This window comes from Candidatus Pelagibacter sp. PS_34 (genome assembly GCF_059417845.1).
Genome location: NZ_CM182068.1, coordinates 234,699 through 256,846, shown reverse-complemented (window position 1 = coordinate 256,846; position 22,148 = coordinate 234,699). Strand labels below are relative to the sequence as shown.

The following is a 22,148-nucleotide window of genomic DNA, read 5'->3' as shown; positions in this document are numbered from 1 at the left end:
TTCATTTATGGCTAAAATAAAGGTTAAAAATCCAGTTGTTGAACTAGACGGTGATGAGATGACTAGAGTCATTTGGGAATTCATCAAAAGTAAACTGATTTTGCCTTATTTAGATTTGGATATTAAATACTACGATCTTGGCATGAAAAGTCGTGACGATACAGATGATCAAATAACAATAGATTCTGCTAACGCAATTAAAGAACATAGTGTTGGTATAAAATGTGCAACAATTACTCCGGATGAAGCACGAGTTGAAGAGTTTAAATTAAAAAAAATGTGGAGATCTCCAAACGGAACGATACGAAATATTCTTGGAGGTACAGTTTTTAGAGAGCCTATAATTTGTAAAAATATTCCAAAACTTGTTCCAACTTGGACAGATCCTTTAATTATTGGAAGACATGCTTTTGGCGATCAATATAGAGCAACAGATTTTAAAGTACCCGGTAAAGGTAAAATGGAAATAAAATGGACTGCAGAAGATGGCAGTGATGAAATTAAATATGAGGTCTTTAACTTTCCTGGACCAGGAATTGCTTTATCGATGTACAATTTAGATAAATCTATAGAAGACTTTGCAAGATCTTGCTTTAACTATGGAATAATTAAAAAATGGCCCGTTTATCTTTCTACTAAAAATACTATTTTAAAAATTTATGATGGTAGGTTCAAAGATATCTTCCAAGATATTTTTGATAAAGAGTTTAAATCTGATTTTGATAAACTTAACATTACTTATGAGCATAGACTAATTGATGACATGGTTGCTTGTGCTATGAAATGGAGTGGTAAATATATTTGGGCTTGTAAAAATTATGATGGAGATGTTCAATCTGATACTGTGGCTCAAGGTTATGGATCATTAGGGCTAATGACAAGTGTTCTTCTTGCACCAGATGGAAAAACTATGGAAGCAGAAGCAGCTCACGGAACTGTAACTAGACACTACAGAATGCATCAAGAAGGTAAAGAGACTTCTACAAATCCAATTGCTTCAATTTTTGCTTGGACTAGAGGTTTGGCACATAGAGGAAAATTAGATGGTAATGAAGATTTGATTAAATTTTCAACTACATTAGAAAAAGTTTGTATTGATTGTGTTGAAAATGGATCAATGACAAAAGATTTGGCAATTTTAATTGGGCCCTCAAGTAATTATCTAACGACTAATCAATTTTTAGATGAATTAGATGGTCAGCTTAAGAAAAAGCTTAATTAATTAGTTTTTTAATATTTTCAAAAGACTCTTCAATTTTATCAGGCAAAGTTCCTCCAGCTTGTGCAAAGTCAGCTCTGCCACCACCGCCTTTACCCCCAATAACTTCTGAACTAGCTCTAACAATTTTTACAGCATCAAACTTTTTTTCTAATGTTTTGGTAACACCTACAGCCAACCCAACTTTATTATCATTGATTGCATAAATTATAACTAACCCTTCACCAATTTCTTTTTTGCCTTCATCAATTAGCTTACGTAAATCTTTAAATGGTAAATCTATAATATTTTGAAATCTAACTTTAAATCCATTAATGGTTTGATCGTTGATTTTATTTTTATCTTTATCTTTTAATATTGAGATAACTGAAAGTTGATCAAATTGTCTATTAAGGTCTTTTATTAAAGTTACTTGATCCTTGTTTTGAAGATTAGGTTTTCCTCCTAATTTAATAATCTTTGTCTCTAATTCTTTTATAACTGCCTCATTTTTTTGATCCGACAAATTGGATTGGTTTTCTTTTTCTTTTAAAAAATCAGTTAACTGCACATCTCTTAATGCTTCAACTCTTCTTACGCCTGCAGCAATAGATGATTGGCTAATAATCTTAAATTTTCCAATATCAGCTGTGTTTACAACGTGAGTTCCTCCACATAATTCAGTTGAGAAAAATTTACCTTCTTCATCTCCCATAGACAAAACTCTAACTTCATCGCCATATTTTTCTCCAAATAAAGCTAAGGCACCATTTTCAACAGCTTCTTTAGGTGTCATTATTCTTGTTTTAACCTCTGACTTTTTTTCAATTATTGAGTTTACATAATGTTCAATTTTTCTAATCTCTTCGTCTGAAATAGGTTTCATATGACTAAAATCAAATCTTAATCGATCAGATTGAACTAAAGATCCTTTTTGGGTTACATGCTCACCCAAAACTCTTCTTAATGCTTCGTGCAACAAATGAGTGGCAGAATGGTAAGCTCTAATATTATTTCTTCTCTGTGTGTCTATTTTTAATTCAACATTGTCTTTTAGTTTAACTGAACCTCTTTTAACTTTTCCGTAATGAACAAATAAATCTCCTAATTTTTTTTGAACATCAGACACTTCAAATTCAAAAGCCTCTTTAGAGATTATTCCAGTATCTGCAACTTGTCCTCCTGACTCTCCATAAAATGGTGTTTGATTTGTTATTATAATGCCTTCATCGTTTTCTTGTAGATCTTGAACCTCTTTATTATTTTTAAGAATTAAAGTGACTACACCTTCTGCTTTATCTGTAGAATATCCTAAAAAATCAGTTGCCCCTAAACGATCTTTTATATCAAACCAAATTTGATCTACCGAACTATCCCCTGATCCTTTCCAATTTTTTTTTGCTAATTTTTTACTTTCTTTCATTAATAAATCAAACTTCTCCCCATCGACAGTCATTGATTTATTTTTCAAAATATCTTCTGTTAAATCTAATGGAAAACCAAATGTATCATAAAGCTTAAATGCCACTTCACCAGGCAATATCTTTTCTACTTTCTCTAGCTCTTCATTTAATATTTTTATCCCTCTATCTAATAAAACCAAAAACTTTTCTTCTTCTGTTTTTAATGTTTCTTTTATTAAAGATTGTGCTCTTTCAAGTTCTGGATAGTTTTTCGACATTTCTTCTAGAAGCGTTTTAAAAATATTATAGAAAACTGGTTTTTTAGAACCTAGTAAATGTGAGTGTCTCATTCCACGTCTCATAATTCTTCTAAGCACATAACCTCTACCTTCATTAGAAGGCAGAACTCCTTCTGCTAATAAAAATGAACTTGCTCGTAAATGATCTGCTATTACTCTAAAGCTTGATTGATTATCATCAGTTACTTTAACGTTTAATGTGTCAGATGCAGATAGTATTAGTTTTTTAAAATGATCTGTTTCGTAGTTATCGTGTGTTCCTTGTAATAGTGCAGCTATTCTCTCAAGACCCATACCCGTATCCACAGATGGTTTTGGTAAATTTATTCTCTTATCTTTTGAAATTTGTTCATATTGCATGAATACTAAATTCCATATTTCTATAAACCTATTACCATCTTCGTTTTTAGTGCCAGGTAAACCACCCTCTAGATGATCACCGTGATCATAAAATATTTCAGAACATGGTCCACAAGGCCCTGTGTCACCCATCGACCAAAAGTTATCTGACGTTGCTATCTTGATTATTCTATCATCACTAAAACCAGCTATTTTCTTCCAAAAATTAAATGCTTCTTCATCGTTATGATAAACTGTTACATAGAGGCGATTTTTATCAATTCCGAACTCTTTAGTTATTAAATTCCATGCGTAACTAATGGCCTCTTCTTTAAAATAATCTCCAAATGAAAAATTTCCAAGCATTTCAAAAAATGTATGGTGTCTTGGTGTATAACCTACATTTTCAAGGTCGTTATGCTTACCACCTGCCCTTACACATTTTTGCGAAGTTGTTGCTCTTACATAGTCTCTTTTTTCTAATCCAGTGAATACATTTTTAAATTGTACCATTCCTGAATTTGCAAACATTAATGTCGGATCATTATTTGGAACTAAATTACTAGATTCAACAATCTTGTGATCATTTTTTTCAAAATAATCTAAAAAAGTTGTTCTGATTTGATTTAACGTTTTGTCAGCCATATAATTAAAATACAGCTTTTTTATTTGATGTCTAGATAAGTGTAGGGAAAAAAGGCGCTTAAATTATGCACTTGAGGGACACACTACCTCACACTAGCTCACACTAGTTATGCGGATGATTTAAAATTCATAAAAAATAAATTGCATAAAGACTCGTCAAATTAAGCAACAAACTAGATACCAGACTAGATCATTTAGAGATAAATCAGATGGTTAATTCTCGAGTCTTTTGATAACGTTTAATAATGAAAAAACTTTTAATAATTCTTATATCGGTAATTTTATTTCAAAATAATCTTCTAGCTCAAAATTTTAGTAAATTTAATCAATGGCTTTTAGAAAATGGCCATACTCAATATTTAAAAGAAGGTGGAAAATTTGATATTTGTAGTTTTTATAAAAAGACAGGAAAAAATGGTAGCTGGTTATATGAGAAATGTGGAAGTTTTCCAGAAGGCAAAATGAGACTAATGAACAATTTAGAGATTGAAACATATAGTGGTAGATGGGCAATTCCTTCTCAAAAAGATCCAAAAAATAGAGATACTTTAATTTATTATAATTATAAGAATTTATTTAGTCATTTTAATGGTGATAGAAATACATATCAATTCGATAGATATGAAGCCAAACCTTCCAGCAAAATTTATAAATTTAATACTAATGTAAAAGAAAATGAATTTGTTCAAAAAGAAATGCAAAAAAAAGCAATACTAAGTTATTTGTATTTTCAAGATGATCAAATTTTAATCGATGAACTTACACCCAAAGATAGATTTGGTGAATTTGTAAAAAATGAAACTAAGTTAAGATCAAACTCTGTTGGAAAATCTATGGTGTCCGTTGTGTTGGGTCATGCTATTTGTGATGGGTATATAGAAAGTCTAGATAGCAAAATAAATGATTGGCCAATTCTACAAAATACACTTTATGAAAATCAAAAAATAATTGATTTAATAAATATGAATGCTGGTGATTATAAATACATTAATGATGATGGTGTCGTAAAAGATAATTCATATGATGTAGATATAAGATCAATAAGTGCTACTATGAATAAATTTTTTAGAAATACAGAGAAGGCCAAGCCAAAATATAATTACACTCAATTAGTTCCCAACATTATTTTTAATTACGTTAGACATAAATCTGGAGATAATTTTCAAAATTTAATAAATAAATCTTTTCAAAAAGCAGGAATTGAAAATAGCGTTTATTTCAATAAGCTTAGAGAATCAGCAGAACATGGAAATGCTCACAACATGTTTTTTGCATCTAGATATGATTATCTTAGAATAGCAAAATCAATAATGGATGATTATAAAAACGACACTTGTGTAGGTAAATATTATAAAGAAATTCACAAAAGAAGGATTGCAAAGAAAAACAAAGGTAAAGAGTACGAAGATCCTCCGTTTAGTCCAGGAACATCTTATGGTGGTTTGTTTCACATGGATTATGCTGGCTTAAAAAACAAAGTAATATTTGGAATGAGTGGTTATGGTGGAAACACAGTTATTATTGATATGGAGAACTCAAAAATAGTAGTGCTGAACTCAATTCATTGGAGCAATAAAAAATATAAATACAATGTTAAAAAACTTTTAATAAAACCTTTTAAATAAGCCTAAATGAAAAAACTTTTTGGGATTTTGGTTCTGGGTTATAGGATTTTATAGGACAACTAGATACCAGACTAGATCATTTAGAGATAAATCAAGTTTCTGGTGTGAGTATGTTTGAATAAGCGTTGGTATTCCTAAATTTACTTGGGGAAAAAAGGCGCTTAAATTAAGCGCCTTTTAATAATTAAAGATGACTTTAACTAATTCTTTTTAGATGGAGGTGTTACTTCTTCCTTTGTTTCCAGTTTAGGCTCCTCTATTTGATCTTTTGCTGCTTTTTCTGGATCTAGTGGATTACCTTCAATTTTTTTTGCTATCACTCCAGCCTTTTCTCTAATTGCCATTTCAATTTCTGCAGCAATTTGAGGATTTTGCTCTAAATAAATTTTAGCATTTTCTCTTCCTTGGCCAATTTTTTCACCTTTATAAGCATACCAAGCTCCAGCTTTTTCAACAATGTCAGCTTTTGCACCAAGGTCAACTAATTCACCCACTTTACTAATACCTTTGCCGTACATTAGGTCAAATTCAACAACTTTAAATGGTGGTGCTACTTTATTTTTAACCACTTTAACTCTTGTTGAGTTACCAATAATTTCATCTCCATTTTTAATGGCACCAATTCTTCTAATATCCATTCTAACAGATGAATAAAACTTAAGTGCATTCCCACCAGATGTAGTCTCTGGACTTCCAAACATAACTCCAATTTTCATTCTAATTTGGTTAATAAAAATCATCATTGTGTTCGTGCTTGAGATTGAGCCTGTTAGTTTTCTTAAAGCCTGACTCATTAATCTTGATTGAAGTCCTACATGGTGATCTCCCATTTCTCCTTCAATTTCAGCTCTAGGTGTTAGCGCTGCAACAGAGTCAATTACGATAACAGAAATCGATCCTGATTTAACTAAAGTATCAGCTATTTCTAGAGCTTGTTCACCAGTATCTGGTTGTGAAATTAATAATTCTTCAGTATCTACACCAAGTTTTTTTGCATAAATTGGATCTAAAGCATGCTCTGCATCTATAAATGCACAAATTCCTCCAGCTTTTTGGGCTTCTGCTAATACTTGCAATGCTAAAGTTGTTTTACCAGATGATTCTGGTCCATAGACTTCAATAACTCTTCCTTTTGGTAAGCCTCCTATTCCAAGCGCTACATCTAAACTTAATGATCCTGTTGAAATAGACTCGACGTCCATTGCTCTTCTTTGGCCAAGTTTCATTACCGATCCTTTTCCAAAATTATCGATAATTTGGCTCATTGCCGCGTCCAAAGCTTTGTTTTTTTCGTTGCCTTCTGATTGTTGCGCTTTTGTAGATTTAACTACTTTTAGGTTGTTTTTAGTCATTTTATGCCTTTTTTATTAAATAATTAGTGTTCGAATCGTCTCTTAAATGTACACATTTTGTTCTTATTTTCAATAGTTATTTTTTTTATAATAAAATGGCTTAATTACTGTATTTTTAAGTAATTACTATTCAACAAACCAATGGCTTGAAGAAGTTTAAATTGTGAAAGTAAATAATTTCTTTCAGAATTTGCTAGGCTTATTTTTGAGTTTAATAAAATTGAGTTTGACTGAATAACATCAAGTGTAGATCTTCCAAGACCTGTTTCATATTCAACTGTTATTCCTTCGTTTGCCGTTTCTGCAGCTTTAACTTGCGCAGTAACTGAATTCAATAAACTTTTTGATACTTGAAAGCTTGACCATGCACTTGCAATATTTGCATCATTTGTTTTTAAGGCATTATCTAATAATAATTTTTTTCTATTTTTCAAATTTTTACTTTTATTTAATGAGGCAGTATTTTTTCCACCATTAAAAATTGGCCATGAAATAGTTGCTTTTAATATTTCTTTATCACGCTCTCCAATACTTGAGCTTACATTGTCTGATTTTGAACTATTAAAGGATAAAGATGCAGACGGTGATAGATCAGATCTGGCTATAGTTACATCTTGTTCAGATTGTTCATACTCTAACCTTGAAATAATTAAATTTGGATTAGTTGTTTTTGAAATTTCAATTGCTTCATTTAAATCTTTTGGTAATTCAAAAGTTAAATCTGAATTCTTGCTCAAAGTATTAGTATTTACAATTGGGCCTATAATTTTTTCATAGGTTAGCTTAGCTGTAATTGTTTCATTTTTTGCTTGTAAAAATTGTGCTTGCGCACCTGCAAGTGAAGACTCGGATTGTGCTAAATCAGATATAGTAATTTGACCTCTTTCTAATCTTGCTTGATTGGTCTCAACTTGCCTCTTTAACAGGTTAACGTTATCTTGATTAATCTTAAGTTTTTCATCAGAAAAAACTAAACCTGAATAAGCTTCAATAGCTTGGTACAAAATCTCCTGTTCAGTTTTTAAAAGTTTTGCCTCAGCTAAAGTTAATCCAATTTTACTTTTTTCCATGCTGGCTATACCTGCAAATCCTTGGAATAATTTTTGCTCAATATCTATTGATTGAGTTTTTGGATCGACATCAGTAAAAGATGAATTAGCACCTGTTCCATCAGTTAGCTTTTCTGTATTTTCTTGGCTCTTAGAACCTGACAGTGTTACACTTGGTAAAAATTCACTTCTTGATATTTTTACATCTTCTCTAGAAACTTGAATATTTTCACGTTCTGCATTTAATACTGGGTTTTCATTATACGCTTGAAACAATGCTTTTGATAAAGGTACTGAAAAAGCTTTTCCATTTAAAAGAATAATAGCTAAAGATATTAATATTATTTTTTTCATTATTTTTTAAATTTTATTTTTTCAATCTGATGATTACTATTTAAATTCATTATAACTGATGAGCTTTTTATCGCATCTTTAAACATTTGTTGAGTAATTCTTTGATAAGTCTGCATAAAGTTTATCACATCTCCACTGCTCATAATCTTTAAGTTTTTCTTGTTTTTTGTTTGAACCCAGAGTTTTCTCTCCTGCTTTAATCTCCATTCTCTTAATAAGCTAAAGTTTTTAGCCTTTAGATACAGCAATCCATCTAATTGCTTGAATAAGGTTTTGTATTTAGTTTTTAATTGATTGTTAACATGGGTTCTCCATTTAGTTCCTTGATCATAAACTTTTTCAAGTGAGTTAATTGGTTTTTTAAGCTGGCTACTTGATTGAGCTCTTGCTCCAACACACCAACCTTCAAAAATGACCACATCAGGCTTTGTTTTGATTTTATACCATAAACTTTTTTGGCACCTATCATCTATTGCTTTATTAAATGTTGGAATTTGTAAACTTTTAAAGTTTTTATCTTTAATCTGTTTAAAAAAATTTAACATTAAATCTACATCGTGAGTTCCTGGTACTCCTCTCGTCATTAATAAGGTGTGTTTATTTTTAGACAATAATATTCTGTCTTTTCTTGTTTTATAAAAATCATCAATAGAAACTTTAAAAACATTTAACTTAAAATATTTTTTTAAAATTAAAGTTAAAATTGATGAGATAGTTGTTTTGCCTGACCCTTGTCCTCCAGCTAAACCTATCATTAATGGTTTTTTTTTATTAATTTTTTTTGCTATCCAAAAACTAACAGGTATTAAAAAAGATTTGATCATCTTATCTTTATTTTTAAATTTATCCTTCTTGGTTTCTTGAGAAGAGATAAATCTAAAACAATCTTTTTTTACTTTTTTAAAACAATCATTAACTGCTTGCATAAAAAATTACTTATTGTCTAGAGGATGATTTTGCCCATCATTGACTGCAACATTTTCTAATTCAAACGTATTTATTTCATCTACGCATCCTAGATTAAATCCTGTCATAGCTGGGTTGGCTCTTGGATTATGATGTGTATAAATTCCGCAGTTCGAACAAAAATAGTGTTTCGCAATTTTTGAATGAAATTGATAAAGTTTTAATTTATCCCCACCTTTAATTATTTTAAAATCTTCGTTCTTAACCATAGACATTATTGCTCCTTTTCTTTTACAAATAGAACAATTACATTTTAAAACTTTTTCTAAGTTATCAGACACATTTATTTCTGCTTCTACTTCTCCACAGTGACATGTTAGTTTTTTCATTTATATTTCTCCTTTATTTTTTATATTTATTTCAAACATTGCTTCATTTCTTCTGTTCATAGGTAGTGTGAAAGGTCCATCGTAAGTTGCTTTAATAGGTGGGCTCAAAATTATCATATTATCTTTTTTTAATTCATTTTCTAAAATGCTTTTATGTTTAATAAAATTTTTATCAGAAGCCCTTCCTGAGTATCTAATAACTGCATAATAACCACCTTTAATATTTAATATTTTAACATCTGGATTAGACGGGCTCGGTATGTTTTCTTTATTAAATCTTGAAGGTAAATAAAATTGCATGGTCATATTTCCTTTTTTTTCTATTTGGGTGACTGGTGTTGTCATCTTAATCTCTTCATTTTTATCATTGTTGCCTGATATGTAGTTAAATAATTTTCTAAAACTGTTGCCTTCATTTGATATATCTGTTTCAATTGCTAAACGATCAGAATATTTTCTGATTTCATAAACTCCATTTTTTTTCACTACTTCATAGTTTGCTTCTTCATATGACATACTGTTAGAAGTTATAATTAAGCTAAGAAACACAATTGATAGAAATTTTTTCATTTTAATATGAAGCTTAAACTATCTCTGGTTGAAGTTATCCACAAGAGCACAAAATGTAGTTTCAATGTTCACGTTTTGATTCACCTTTGATTCAGTTACAGACTCAAAATACAACCTATTGCGTGTACTGTATAACTAGTCTATAAATTAGAACAAAACAAGAACATGAAATTAACTATTCCCTTTTACTTACATAAAGCTGGAGCTGGCTTTCCCTCTCCTGCAACAGATTACATTGAAGAAGATGTAGATCTTAATGTTCACTTAATCAAAAATGTTCCTGCAACTTTTATCATTAGAGTTCAGGGAAAATCGATGACTGATGTTGGTATTTATGATGGTGACTTATTAGTTATTGATAGAAGCTTAAAACCTAAAAATTTTTCAACAGTGGTTGCAAATGTTCATGATGAGTTAGTTGTTAAAAGTTTTGTTAAATCAAAAGATGGTCAATTTTTAACATCAGGTTCAAAAAATATTGAAGATAAAATAATTATTAGAGATGAAACTGAAGTGTTTATTTGGGGAGTTGTGACTTATGTCATCCATTCAACGTACTAAGAAAATAGCATTAGTAGATTGTAATTCATTTTATGTTTCCTGTGAAAGATTATTCAATCCTAAGATTAGAAATAAGCCAGTTGTTGTATTGTCTAATAATGATGGCTGCATTATTGCAAGATCAAATGAAGCAAAGTTTCTTGGTATTAAAATGGGCGAGCCTTACTTTAAAGCTAAAGAAATAATACTTAAAAATAAAGTTTATGTATTTTCTTCAAATTATTCTTTGTATGGAGATTTATCTAGAAGAGTGATGAGAACTTTAAAAAGATTTAATCCTGAGTTAGAAATATATTCAGTAGATGAAGCTTTTTTAGATTTGAGTAATTATCCAGATGATGAAGTAGAAGATGTGGGAAAAGAAATTAGAAGCATTGTTTTACAATGGACAGGAATTCCAACTAGCATTGGTATTGCTAAAACAAAAACACTAAGCAAAATTGCAAATCATATAGCAAAAAAAAAACAATCTGGTGTTACGAACTTAATAGGAATTGAAAATATTGATCCACTATTAGAAAAAATAGATATCAATGATGTGTGGGGAGTTGGTAAACAGATGACAAAATTTTATCATCAAAATGGAATTTATAATGCCAAACAATTAAAGAACATGTCAAACACTTGGATTAAAAAAAGTTCTAACGTTTTAAGTTCTAGAACTGCCTTAGAGCTTAGAGGTATTCCTTGTATCCCACTAGAAACTAAAACTTCAAAAAGAAAAAGTTGTGTAGTGTCAAGGTCATTTGGTACAAGGGTTGAAAAGTTTCAAGAGTTAGAAGAGGCAGTTACAAGTTATTGCTTAAATGCTTCAGAAAAAATTAGATCAGAATCTTTAATAGCAAAATCAATAACTGTGTCTGTTAGAACAAGCCCTTTTCAAAATAGAGGGGTATATTATTCAAATGCTAAAACTATAGATTTTCCAATAGCTACCAATAATAGTATTGAAATAGTTAAAACTGCTTTGATTGCTTTAAATGAAATCTTTATTAATGGATACAGATATCAAAAAGCAGGCATAACACTGACTGGTTTAGTTAATTCAAGTGGCAGTAAAAATCTATTTTCCACTGAAAAAGATGAGAAAATTAAAGGCTTAATGAGATCTATTGATAGCACAAATTATAAGTATGGACGATCAACATTAAGTTTAGCTAGTGCTGGAGTAAATAAAAAATGGAATATGAGAAGAGACCACTCTTCAAAGATAGATACAGCTAATTTTCATTCGCTACCAATAATAAAAGCTATTTAAGTTGATCTACACTACTAATATTTTCTAAAGAGTTTTCAAATTCTAAAATACTTTCTCTCTGAGAAAGTATAATTACTGAAATCATCATAATAAGAACTCCTATAACAGGCAATAATGTAATCCATGATAGATTACCAGCAACTAAAAATAAGTAAGCAATTAAAAAAAATATAGATCTAATCAATAGTGTCATTTTAAAAACAGCTATAATTGATAGTGAGTGTTTTAATAAGTTAATAAAACTCATTTTCGATGGACTAAAAAATCTTTTACCTCTTATTGATGGGATAGATTTTCTATCTTTAAATAGTTTAGCAACAGCACCTGAAAAACTACTCCATGTTGCTTTATCTTTTATCATTTTATTAACTGCAAATTTAGGTAAGCAAATAAAATTACCAAACTTAATAGACTGTCCAGTGAAAACAAAAGTTAAATATTTATGTAAAAGGTAACAAAGTTTAAAGAAAGAACCTTCAGATCTTTTTACTCTATTAGCTGTAATAACTTTATCAGGATAGTTATTTATCTTATTAATAAGAAGAGTTATTTCTTCCGGTCTATCTTCACCATCTCCATCCATTGGAATTATATAATCGTAATCTTCATGCTCAGCAATATATCTTAGGCCAGACGCATTACATCTAGCATGTCCCTTATTTGTTTTCATGTTGATTATTTTTATAGACTTAAGGTTATTAAAATTAAAATCATTGGAAGGTTTTTCTTCTGTAGAGCAATCGTTTACAATTATAATTGAGAATTCATGCTTTAAATCTCTAACTTGTAAGTCTATATCTTCTAAAAGTTTAAAAGCTGACTTCCAATCATTATATATAGGGATTAAAATTTTTATCTTGCTCATCTATTTCCTACACAAATATTATCGATGCAAATATATTTCGACAATGAATTAAGCTTATCTTTTGTAATCACCCCTTCCCAAACGGGTCTAGAATTTAGGTGATATGATAAATTTCCAGCATGCCATTCATCGCCAAGAACAACATTAATTGGCAATGTATAATTTTGCTTCCATAAGTATTCAGTTTTAATTGCTATTTCTTTACCTAAATAATCTGTTCTTTTGTCAGTTTCAGTAATTGAAATATAAGCATAAGCAAAGGGTGAAAAAATAAACAAGATCAAAAATATTGATATAAACCCATTTAACTTTTTAAGATTTATTTGTGCTTGAAAAATATAGATAATGAATACGCCAAAAAATAAATAAAATGGGGTCATCCACATTGTTCTTATTTTAGACCCTGTTAACATGGAAGTTAAGAACATTAATCCAATTGGAATTAGATTAATAAATATTAAGAACAATAGCTTTTTATCTTTTAAAGTTACTTTTAACTTAATTTTTTTTATTAAAAAAAACGACATTAAAAAAAATGGAATTAGTATTCCTATTTGTTTGCCTAAAAATATTAAAGGGTAAGTTATATGATCTAATAAACTTGAATTCTCAAGTCCTGTTCTGGCTAATCCATATGTAATTGTAATGTAATCATTATTAGTTAACCAAATTAAATGGGGGATTAATAAAACAATAAAGACCTCTAAAGATATTAGATATTTGAAATCAAATTTTTGATATTTTTTTACAAAAATTATATAAAAAAATAATAAGATAATTGATATTAAAAGATAAACAAAAAGGTATTTTGATAAAAAACCAATAGCTGCAAAAACTCCAAGTAAAAAACAATATTTAAAGTTTATTACTTTTTTATCAAATATTTTCCACGAATAATAAACACACAACGACCAAAAAGGTAATTGGCAAACATTCACATTAAATTCAGGTGTTGTAAAATTATAGAAATAAATACCCTCTAAAAGAAGTACCGATATTAAGCTTAAAGTTTTATTCTTAAAAAGTTCTTCAGCAAATTTAAAAACAATAATAAATGCAGTTACTACAAACAATTGACTTAACAAGTAATAAAACCAGTCCTGCGAACCAAATGCTTGATAAATAACTTCTGGAAAAAATGCACTCGCTGGTGGATGTTTATTAAATCCCCAATCTAAATTACTTCCCCAGGCCAAGGCTTCAATTGTATCAAGTGGTAAATTGTTATTTGTTAATGTTGGAATCAATGTCCATAAAATTAAATGAATTATAAGAAAACTATAAAACAATTTATTTATATTGTTTTTATTGATTAACATTTCATTGATTTTATATGAATTAAGCTTGCTTGACACGTATTAATTGCTGAATATACTCCGGCCACTAAATTTATACATATGCCTAAAATCTCAAAACCATCTACTAAAAAGACAATAGCTAAAACAAAAAAAGTTGCTGCTGTAGTCAAAAAAGCTACTAAAGTAATAAAAAAAGATAGTACACCTAAAATCAAAGTAAAGGCACCAATTAAAATTTCAAAAACATACATCCCAAAAGAAACAGAAAAATATATGTGTGATAAGCATTTATCTTTTTTTAAGATAAAACTTACTGAATGGAAAAAAGAATTGGTAAAAGCAAATAATGAAGCTCTTTACAATGGGTCAATGGATGACAATAGTGTTTCAGCAGATATTGTTGATCAAGCAAGTTCTTACACAGATAAAACTGTAGAAATGAAAGCAATTAATAGACAAATCAAATTAATTTCTAAAATTGACCAAGCTTTAATGAGAATAAAAGATAAAACTTTTGGATTTTGTGCAGAAACTGCTGAGCCAATTGGATTAAAAAGATTGATGGCAAGACCAGTTGCCCATCTTTGTATTGCAGCTCAAGAAAAGCATGAAAAAGATGAAAAGGTATACGCTGATGATTAAACTTAAAAATTGATAGCTAAAACCTCTTTATTATTAACATTCCACTATATTTCCTGCTTCTACTTTACCTTCATCTAAAGATCTCAAGTAAACACCCATATCACAATGATCGTAGTTTTTTTTTAATAACTTCAGCAAACTCTTATCACTAATATCTGTTTTGGGTTTTAAATTAACTGCAGTACAACGTGGAATATTTTTTTCTATTTTAAAAGAAATATTATTAATTTTTATAATCTTTCCAATCCACTTACGCTCTTCCCAAGCTTCAAGTCCTTCAATGTAAAAATTTCCTCTAAATCTCTCTAATTCAATTTTTTGATTAATTTTTTTTTCAAAATCTTTAATACTATTTAAATTTATAAGGGATATGGAATTAAAGATTTTATTTGAATGAGATGTATCAAAGAAAGGGGCAATATTACTTTGTAATAAGAAAATTGGTTTGGTTAATGAATTTTCTAATTCTAGTATTTTATTTACAAGTATAGATTTTTGCTCTGGATCATCTGCTATTATTGATAATAGCTGCTTGTCACCAAGTTTTAAAATTAATTTATTATTTTTGTATTCAAAATTATATTTATTTAAAACTGGTGAATTTTTTAATGTTAAGAAATTATTAAGCTTTCTTTCACTTGGGTTTTTCTCAAGTATAAGAGCTTTTTTTGAGTCAATAATTCTGGAAAATACAAAACTTCTATCATTTACAATTCCCAAATCTTTTTTAATGATACATGATTTGATATTTGTAAAAGATAAAGATTTTACAGGACTAAAGTATATTGATGAAATCAAAACACTCATAAAGATTATTATGGTTGTGGAATCTTAGAGTTGTTTTTTAATAAATCGTACCCTCTAATAACAGCTTCTCTTTTTGCAATATCTAAATACCATCTAGTTAAGTTGTTATAATTTTTAAGACCAATATCATGCCATTCATGTCTTGCAATCCATGGCCAAGTTGCAATATCTGCAATCGTATATTCGTTTCCAGCTAAGTATTTTGATGAAGATAATCTTTCGTCCAATTCGCCATAAATTCTTTTTGTAATTTTAAAATATCTTTCTTCTCCAAATTCACTTTTACCAGGATTATAATGATGAAATTGATGATGTTGCCCGATCATTGGTCCAATAATTCCCATCTGTGCCATCAACCATTGATTTATAACATTTCGATCTTTTACTTCATAAAATTTATTATATTTTTCTGCTAAATATATAAGTATTGCTCCAGACTCGAATAATGACTGTCCATTTTCGTGATCTATAATTACTGGTATTTTTCCAAATGGGCTTATCTTTTTAAAATCTGTTTTAAATTGTTCATCTTTTGACAGATCAATTTTAGTAATTTTAAAATCACAACCTATTTCCTCTAACATTATTGTAATTTTTTTTCCGTTTGGAGTATCTGCTGTAAATAATTCTATCACTTTTTAACGCCAAGTCTTTCTTGGGCTGCCTTTGATGTGGTAGTAAATTCAAATCTTAACTTTTCATCAGGTCTAGCATATTTAAAACATCCTCTAGCAGCTAAAGCTCCTTCATGAAATCCTGAAAGTATTAATTTTAGTTTTCCAGGATAGGTACAAATATCTCCAATTGCAAATATACCGTTTAGATTTGTTTCAAAATTTTCTGTGTTAACGGGAATTGTTTTTTTATCTAAGTTTAAACCCCAGTCTACAATAGGACCAAGCTTCATAATCAGTCCAAAAAAGCCCAAAACATAATTTGTTTCTAACTCTTTTAAACTTTCGTCGTCATGTTTTATTTCTATTGATTTAATATTTTGCTCTCCCTTAACTGAGTTTAATTGGTATTTAGTATAAATTTTTAGTTTTCCAGATTTTTCTAATTCTTTAATTTTATCTATACTCAATTGAGCTCCTGTAAATTCATCTCTTCTGTGTATTAAGTTTACATATGAGCTTTTTGATAATTCAATTGCCCAATCTAATGCTGAATCTCCTCCTCCAAATATTGAAATTGTTTTATCCTGAAAAATTGTTTTATCTTTAATTGAGTAAAATAAAGATCGATTTTCATATTTTTCACATTCTTTTGGCGAAAATTTTCTTGGCTCAAATGATCCCACACCACCAGCAATAATTATATTTGGTGTTTCAAACTCTTTTTTTTTATTTGTTTTTACAATCCACTTATTATTAACTTTATTAACTTCTTCTACTCTTTCATTAAGATGAAATTTAATATTAAAAGGCTTTATTTGTTTGATTAAATTATTAGTTAATTCTTCTCCAGTACATTCTGGAACTGCTGGAATATCATAAATTGGTTTGTCTGGATAAAGTTCAATACATTGGCCTCCAATTTTATCTAAATTATCAACTATCTCACAATTCAATCCAATTAAACCTAGTTGATGAGCACAAAATAATCCTGTTGGACCTGCGCCAATTATTAATGCATCTGTTTTAATCATTTAACCTTGTTTTGATGGAATGCTAACTGTTAGTCCATCTAATTCATCTGAAACTAATATTTGACAACTCAATCTACTGTTTTGTTTTGGTTCAAACGCCATATCTAACATATCTTCTTCCCCATCTTCTTTTTTTGGAAGTTTGTCAAACCATTCTTCTTTGACATAAACATGACAAGTAGCACAAGCCATTCCACCACCACAATCAGCATCAATTCCAGGAATGTCGTTTTGAACAGCGCCCTCCATTACACTCAATCCATTGGAGACTTCTATGGTATGAGACTTTCCATTATCTTCTAAGTATGTAATCTTTGGCATATATCTAAATATAATGAGATAAAAAAAAAGGGCAAGTATGTAAAAACATACCTGCCCTTCTTCTAATTATTTAACGAGTAAAACTACTTAGCTCTACCAGGTTGAGACATTGCTGCTGCCCAAATGATTAGACCAAAAGCGATCTTGTTCAAAAAGTCAGCTGCGTTGTAAATCACGTTTAGTGAGTTTGCGTCCATTCCACCAGTCATGTAACCAAATACATAACCTAATGGGTAGATAGCCCAACCAACTGTAACGATCATTCTCATTGCACCAAATGCAGTAACAAGAGCCTTGTTTCCACTTTTCGCTGCATTTTTTCCTGCTTCGCCTGAGAATACTTCATAAAGAATGTAGAACCATCCAGCCATACCGATTACAAAACCAAGTGTAGTGTTGATGTATCCTGCTTCTCCTAAGTATCCACCGATTAACATTACTAAAGTACCAATCATCAATCTCCAGAAAATTCCAGAGTTTGCTTTATTTACTGCTGCAAGAACAAAATAGAATTCTAACATCAATAATGGAACTGTAATTAACCAGTCAATATATCTGTATACTGTTGGTGACTCACCAGTCATAACCCACACATCTCTCATGTACATGTAGTGAATAAATGCAATACCAGTAACTAGTCCTGCAACAGTGATTGAAACTCTCCAGCCAGCTGGAACCGATGCTCTTTCAATAAAAAAGAATGCCGTTGACGCTAATAACGCCATTGACACAAGCCAGAATGAAATTCCAACAAAGTCATCAGAAGCTAACAGTGTAGTTTCTGCGTTTGCTACACCTGAAACACCCATTAGGGCTACAGCTGTAAGAGCAAACAATTTTAGTTTTTTCATAAAAAACTCCCTCTTTCGTTAGTTTTTAACTTTTTAGTTTATATAAACTAGACTTAAACAAATGCTTAAGTCATGTTGAGGATTAACTATCAAAATAATTAAGTTTTTAGAAGGTTTAATTGCCTCTAATTTGTATTGATTTTACTTACTTTTTGAATTTTAATACAATTTTTAATTTAATAAGTCTTAAAATATCAAAATAAAGAATCATTAGTGATGAATAAAAAATTCAGTGAAATTTATCAAAACTCCATAAAAAACCCTGAAGATTTTTGGCAAGAAGTGTCTAACGATATTTTTTGGTTTAAAAAACCAACAAAAATTCTAAACAAATCTAATCCTCCTTTTTATAAATGGTTTGAAGATGGGGTTACTAACACCTGTTATAATGCTTTAGACCTTCATATCGATGAAGGTAGAGGTGAAAAATTAGCTTTAATCTATGACAGTCCCATAACTGGCAACAAAAAGCAGTTTACCTATAAAGAATTAAAAGAAAAAGTTTCAAAATTTGCAGGAGCTTTAAAAAACCAAGGGGTTAATAAGGGAGATAGAGTTATAATTTATATGCCCATGATCCCAGAGGCAGTTATTGCAATGTTGGCTTGTGGAAGAATCGGGGCAATTCACTCAGTAGTATTTGGTGGTTTTGCATCTAGTGAATTAGCAAGCAGAATCGATGATAGTAAAGCAAAAATATTAGTTACGGCTTCGTGTGGTTTTGAACCTGGAAGAACTGTTGAGTACAAACCTCTAGTGGATGAGGCCATAAAAATGGCATCACATAAGATAGAAAAATTAATCCTATTTCAAAGATCTGGAAATGAAGCAAATATAAATGCTCCAAAAGAAATCAGTTGGGATGAAGCACTTTCAAATGCAAAAGAAGTAGATTGTGTTGAAATGAATTCAAATGATTTAGCTTATATTTTATATACCTCAGGAACTACGGGTGTTCCAAAAGGAATAGTTAGAGATATTGGTGGTCATATAGTTGCTCTAAAATGGACTATGAAAAATATTTACAATATTGATACTGATGATGTCTGGTGGTCAGCAAGTGATATTGGCTGGATTGTTGGTCATTCTTATATAGTCTATGCACCTTTGTTTAAAGGTTGCACCACAGTACTATTTGAAGGAAAACCTGTTGGCACTCCTGATGCTGGTGCTTTTTGGAAAATAATTTCTGATTATAAAGTAAAATCACTTTTTACTGCACCAACTGCTTTTAGGGCTATTAAAAAAGAAGACCCTGAGGGAAAGTTTTTTTCTAAGTATGATTTAAGTAAATTTGAGTCATTGTTTTTAGCTGGTGAAAGGGCGGACCCAGATACCATTAAGTGGGCAGAAAATTTATTAAAAGTTCCTGTAATTGATCATTGGTGGCAAACTGAAACTAGTTGGGCAATTAGTTCTAATTGTACAGGAATTGAAATGATGAAAACAAAGTATGGCTCCGCTTGTAAGGCAGTTCCTGGTTATGACGTTCAAATAATGAAGCCAGATCAAACTTTAGCAAAACCTAATGAGATGGGAGATATAGTTATAAAATTACCTTTGCCTCCTGGAACTTTTCCAACACTATGGAATGCAGATCAAAGATACAAAGATAATTACATGACCAACTATGACGGTTACTATGAAACTTATGATGCAGGTCATATAGATGAAGATGGTTACATTTGGATTATGTCTAGAACAGATGATATTATTAATGTTGCAGGTCACAGATTATCAACTGGAGCAATTGAAGAAGTATTATCAGAACACCAATCAGTTGCTGAGTGTGCGGTATTAGGCGTTGCAGATAAATTAAAAGGACAATTACCAATTGGTTTGGTCGTTCTTAAATCTGGTGTTGAAAAAGATCACACAACAATTTCAAAAGAGTGCATTCAGATGGTTAGAGATAAAATTGGTCCTGTTGCTGCATTTAAGATTGTAATTGTTATTAAAAGATTGCCAAAAACAAGATCTGGAAAAATATTAAGAGGAACAATAAGAAAAATTGCTGATGGAGAAGATTATAAAATGCCAGCAACTATTGATGATCCTGTAATTTTAACTGAGATAAAAGAAGACTTAATGAAAAATAATATTCTTAAATAATGATAAAGACATATTTATTTTTAACTATTGCAATTTTTTGTGAAGTAGGTGGAACAATGTTATTACCCGTTTCACAAAATTTTACTAAAATAATTCCAACCACAACACTTGCAATTTTATATCTATCTTCATTTTACCTTTTAACATTTGTGGTTGATAAACTTCCTATCGCCATCGTTTATGCAACATGGAGTGGCCTTGGTATATTTACAATTGCAATATTAGGATATATTTTCTTCAAACAATCACTATCATGGCAGGCTGTTTTAGGGTTATTCTTTATTGTTACTGGTGTTGTTCTGGTAAATAGCTTTACTATAAAAACTATTTAAAATTTTAAAGGCTTACCGTCAGGTTCACCCAAAATCTTACCATCTCTCATTTTGATTTGGCCAGCAATAATTGTTGACACAGGAGTTCCTTTAAATTCATACCCATCAAAAGGTGACCAAGCACATTTACTTTCAATATTTTCATTTTTAATTGTAATTTTTTTATTCATATCAACGATTGTGAAGTCTGCATCAAATCCTTCTTTAATAAAACCTTTGTCTTGAATGCCAAAAATTTTTACTGGATTTTCACATATAGAATTCATTAATTGTTCTAAACTTAATTTTCCATCATTAACATGGTTTAACATAACTGGTAAAAGTGTCTGAACACCTGGCATTCCAGATGGTGAATTGGGATATTTTTTTTCTTTGTTTTCTTTTAAATGTGGAGCATGATCAGACCCAATTGTGTCATTAAGATTATTTTTTACTCCATACCATAACCTGTCATAGTGAGACTTATCTCTTATTGGTGGGTTCATTTGAGCATATGTTCCAAGTTTATCATAACAATCTGGGGCATAGATTGTTAGATGTTGAGGTGTTATCTCAAATGTGATGTTACCTTTGTGCTGCGATAAAAAATCAATTTCTTGTTTGGTTGTTACATGAAGGATGTGTGCTTTTTTTTTATATCGCTCAGCTATTCTTACAATTCTTCTAGTCGATGAAATTGCACATTCTTCACTTCTCCAAATTGGATGTGAGTGAACATCTCCATCTTTAATTAATTTTTTATTCCTATTTAAAATTTCTTCATCTTCAGAGTGAACTGAAACAACTTTAGAGCTACTTTTAAATACTTTCTCAATATCTTCTTCAAATTGAACCAATAGATTTCCTGTCGAAGAACCAGCAAAAAGCTTAATTCCACAACATCCTTCTAAGTTTTTTAAGTCTGCTAACTCATCAGCGTTGTCTGGTGTTGCGCCAAAATAAAAAGCATAGTTGCAATACATTCTATTTTTTGCAAGATCTAATTTCTTTTGAAATTCAATTTTATTAGAAGTTGGTGGATTAGTATTTGGCATTTCAAAAACACTCGTTATTCCTCCAACAATTGCTGCCTTACTTCCAGAATGAAGATCTTCTGTGTCAGTTGATCCGGGTTCCCTAAAATGAGTTTGAGTATCAATACATCCTGGTAAAACAGTTAATCCCTTGGCATCAAAAACTTCTTTTGCTTCACTATCAATTTTGCCAATTTCTATGATTTTACCATCTTTGATTGCTATATCTTGATCTTTAAGATCTTTATCTATGTAGCAAGAGCCGTTTTTAATTATTAGATCTAACATTTATGAAAAAAGTAATTATATTA

21 protein-coding genes are annotated in these 22,148 nt (G+C 30.0%); 7 read left to right on the top strand and 14 right to left on the bottom strand.

Annotation, left to right across the window (positions count from 1 at the left end):
• The first annotated feature begins 7 nt into the window (after window positions 1–7).
• Complete coding sequence (locus AC5SL3_RS01340; protein ID WP_006997261.1) at window positions 8–1,222, top strand: NADP-dependent isocitrate dehydrogenase; 1,215 nt, start codon at window positions 8–10, stop codon at window positions 1,220–1,222.
• On the opposite strand, the gene alaS is transcribed toward AC5SL3_RS01340, so the two are convergent.
• Entirely contained in the window at window positions 1,215–3,884 is a 2,670-nt protein-coding gene (gene alaS, locus AC5SL3_RS01335; protein ID WP_494578385.1) for an alanine--tRNA ligase, read from the bottom strand. The two genes, AC5SL3_RS01340 and alaS, sit on opposite strands and share 8 nt — an antisense overlap.
• 245 nt (window positions 3,885–4,129) lie before the next feature.
• On the opposite strand from alaS, the gene AC5SL3_RS01330 reads away from it, so the two are divergent.
• On the top strand, window positions 4,130–5,509 hold the full coding sequence (locus AC5SL3_RS01330) for a hypothetical protein (protein WP_494578383.1): 1,380 nt from the start codon (window positions 4,130–4,132) through the stop codon (window positions 5,507–5,509).
• A 200-nt stretch (window positions 5,510–5,709) separates the two neighbouring features.
• On the opposite strand, the gene recA is transcribed toward AC5SL3_RS01330, so the two are convergent.
• From recA to AC5SL3_RS01305, 5 genes are all read right to left on the bottom strand, one after another.
• Window positions 5,710–6,861, bottom strand: coding sequence for a recombinase RecA (gene recA, locus AC5SL3_RS01325; protein ID WP_006997263.1), 1,152 nt, complete (start codon window positions 6,859–6,861; stop codon window positions 5,710–5,712).
• Between the two features lie 104 nt (window positions 6,862–6,965).
• Window positions 6,966–8,264, bottom strand: coding sequence for a TolC family outer membrane protein (locus AC5SL3_RS01320; RefSeq protein WP_494578382.1), 1,299 nt, complete (start codon window positions 8,262–8,264; stop codon window positions 6,966–6,968).
• Complete coding sequence (locus tag AC5SL3_RS01315) at window positions 8,264–9,190, bottom strand: uridine kinase (RefSeq protein WP_494578380.1); 927 nt, start codon at window positions 9,188–9,190, stop codon at window positions 8,264–8,266. Before AC5SL3_RS01315 ends, AC5SL3_RS01320 begins: the two co-directional genes overlap by 1 nt.
• 6 nt (window positions 9,191–9,196) lie before the next feature.
• Window positions 9,197–9,559: a GFA family protein gene (locus tag AC5SL3_RS01310; protein WP_494578378.1), complete on the bottom strand. Its 363-nt coding sequence runs from the start codon at window positions 9,557–9,559 to the stop codon at window positions 9,197–9,199.
• Window positions 9,560–10,129 (bottom strand): SOUL family heme-binding protein, encoded by a 570-nt coding sequence (locus AC5SL3_RS01305; protein WP_494578376.1) that lies wholly within the window; start codon window positions 10,127–10,129, stop codon window positions 9,560–9,562.
• Window positions 10,130–10,294: 165 nt separating this feature from the next.
• Between AC5SL3_RS01305 and AC5SL3_RS01300 the strand changes: the two genes are divergently transcribed.
• Both AC5SL3_RS01300 and AC5SL3_RS01295 read left to right on the top strand, forming a co-directional pair.
• On the top strand, window positions 10,295–10,690 hold the full coding sequence (locus AC5SL3_RS01300) for a LexA family protein (protein ID WP_494578374.1): 396 nt from the start codon (window positions 10,295–10,297) through the stop codon (window positions 10,688–10,690).
• Window positions 10,668–11,948 carry a Y-family DNA polymerase gene (locus AC5SL3_RS01295; protein WP_494578373.1) on the top strand — a complete coding sequence of 427 codons (1,281 nt, stop codon included), beginning with the start codon at window positions 10,668–10,670 and terminating at the stop codon, window positions 11,946–11,948. Before AC5SL3_RS01300 ends, AC5SL3_RS01295 begins: the two co-directional genes overlap by 23 nt.
• Here the strand turns inward: AC5SL3_RS01295 and AC5SL3_RS01290 are convergent.
• A complete protein-coding gene (locus AC5SL3_RS01290) occupies window positions 11,941–12,813 on the bottom strand; it encodes a glycosyltransferase family 2 protein (protein ID WP_494578372.1) in 873 nt (290 codons plus the stop codon). The two genes, AC5SL3_RS01295 and AC5SL3_RS01290, sit on opposite strands and share 8 nt — an antisense overlap.
• Window positions 12,810–14,132, bottom strand: coding sequence for a glycosyltransferase family 39 protein (locus tag AC5SL3_RS01285; protein ID WP_494578370.1), 1,323 nt, complete (start codon window positions 14,130–14,132; stop codon window positions 12,810–12,812). Before AC5SL3_RS01285 ends, AC5SL3_RS01290 begins: the two co-directional genes overlap by 4 nt.
• A gap of 78 nt (window positions 14,133–14,210) precedes the next feature.
• On the opposite strand from AC5SL3_RS01285, the gene AC5SL3_RS01280 reads away from it, so the two are divergent.
• Window positions 14,211–14,753, top strand: a complete 543-nt coding sequence (locus AC5SL3_RS01280; RefSeq protein ID WP_494578368.1) for a TraR/DksA family transcriptional regulator — start codon at window positions 14,211–14,213, stop codon at window positions 14,751–14,753.
• A 33-nt stretch (window positions 14,754–14,786) separates the two neighbouring features.
• Here AC5SL3_RS01280 and AC5SL3_RS01275 read toward each other — a convergent pair whose 3' ends face one another.
• The 5 genes from AC5SL3_RS01275 to AC5SL3_RS01255 form a co-directional block, all read right to left on the bottom strand.
• Window positions 14,787–15,560 (bottom strand): MOSC domain-containing protein, encoded by a 774-nt coding sequence (locus AC5SL3_RS01275; RefSeq protein WP_494578366.1) that lies wholly within the window; start codon window positions 15,558–15,560, stop codon window positions 14,787–14,789.
• Between the two features lie 8 nt (window positions 15,561–15,568).
• Window positions 15,569–16,195, bottom strand: coding sequence for a glutathione S-transferase family protein (locus tag AC5SL3_RS01270; RefSeq protein WP_020169162.1), 627 nt, complete (start codon window positions 16,193–16,195; stop codon window positions 15,569–15,571).
• The gene (locus AC5SL3_RS01265; RefSeq protein ID WP_494578364.1) at window positions 16,192–17,208 is read right to left on the bottom strand and encodes an NAD(P)/FAD-dependent oxidoreductase; all 1,017 of its coding nucleotides are present in this window, start codon (window positions 17,206–17,208) and stop codon (window positions 16,192–16,194) included. The genes AC5SL3_RS01270 and AC5SL3_RS01265 overlap by 4 nt, the downstream gene beginning before the upstream one ends.
• Window positions 17,209–17,529 (bottom strand): 2Fe-2S iron-sulfur cluster-binding protein, encoded by a 321-nt coding sequence (locus AC5SL3_RS01260; protein WP_011281820.1) that lies wholly within the window; start codon window positions 17,527–17,529, stop codon window positions 17,209–17,211.
• Window positions 17,530–17,612: 83 nt separating this feature from the next.
• Window positions 17,613–18,380: a bacteriorhodopsin-like gene (locus tag AC5SL3_RS01255; RefSeq protein ID WP_006997279.1), complete on the bottom strand. Its 768-nt coding sequence runs from the start codon at window positions 18,378–18,380 to the stop codon at window positions 17,613–17,615.
• 216 nt (window positions 18,381–18,596) lie between these two features.
• On the opposite strand from AC5SL3_RS01255, the gene AC5SL3_RS01250 reads away from it, so the two are divergent.
• Together AC5SL3_RS01250 and AC5SL3_RS01245 are read left to right on the top strand one after the other, a co-directional pair.
• Window positions 18,597–20,492 (top strand): propionyl-CoA synthetase, encoded by a 1,896-nt coding sequence (locus AC5SL3_RS01250; protein WP_494578362.1) that lies wholly within the window; start codon window positions 18,597–18,599, stop codon window positions 20,490–20,492.
• Entirely contained in the window at window positions 20,492–20,824 is a 333-nt protein-coding gene (locus AC5SL3_RS01245) for a DMT family transporter (RefSeq protein WP_006997281.1), read from the top strand. The genes AC5SL3_RS01250 and AC5SL3_RS01245 overlap by 1 nt, the downstream gene beginning before the upstream one ends.
• Here AC5SL3_RS01245 and AC5SL3_RS01240 read toward each other — a convergent pair.
• Window positions 20,821–22,125, bottom strand: coding sequence for a dihydroorotase (locus AC5SL3_RS01240; protein WP_006997282.1), 1,305 nt, complete (start codon window positions 22,123–22,125; stop codon window positions 20,821–20,823). The genes AC5SL3_RS01245 and AC5SL3_RS01240 overlap by 4 nt on opposite strands.
• Window positions 22,126–22,148: the final 23 nt, after the last annotated feature.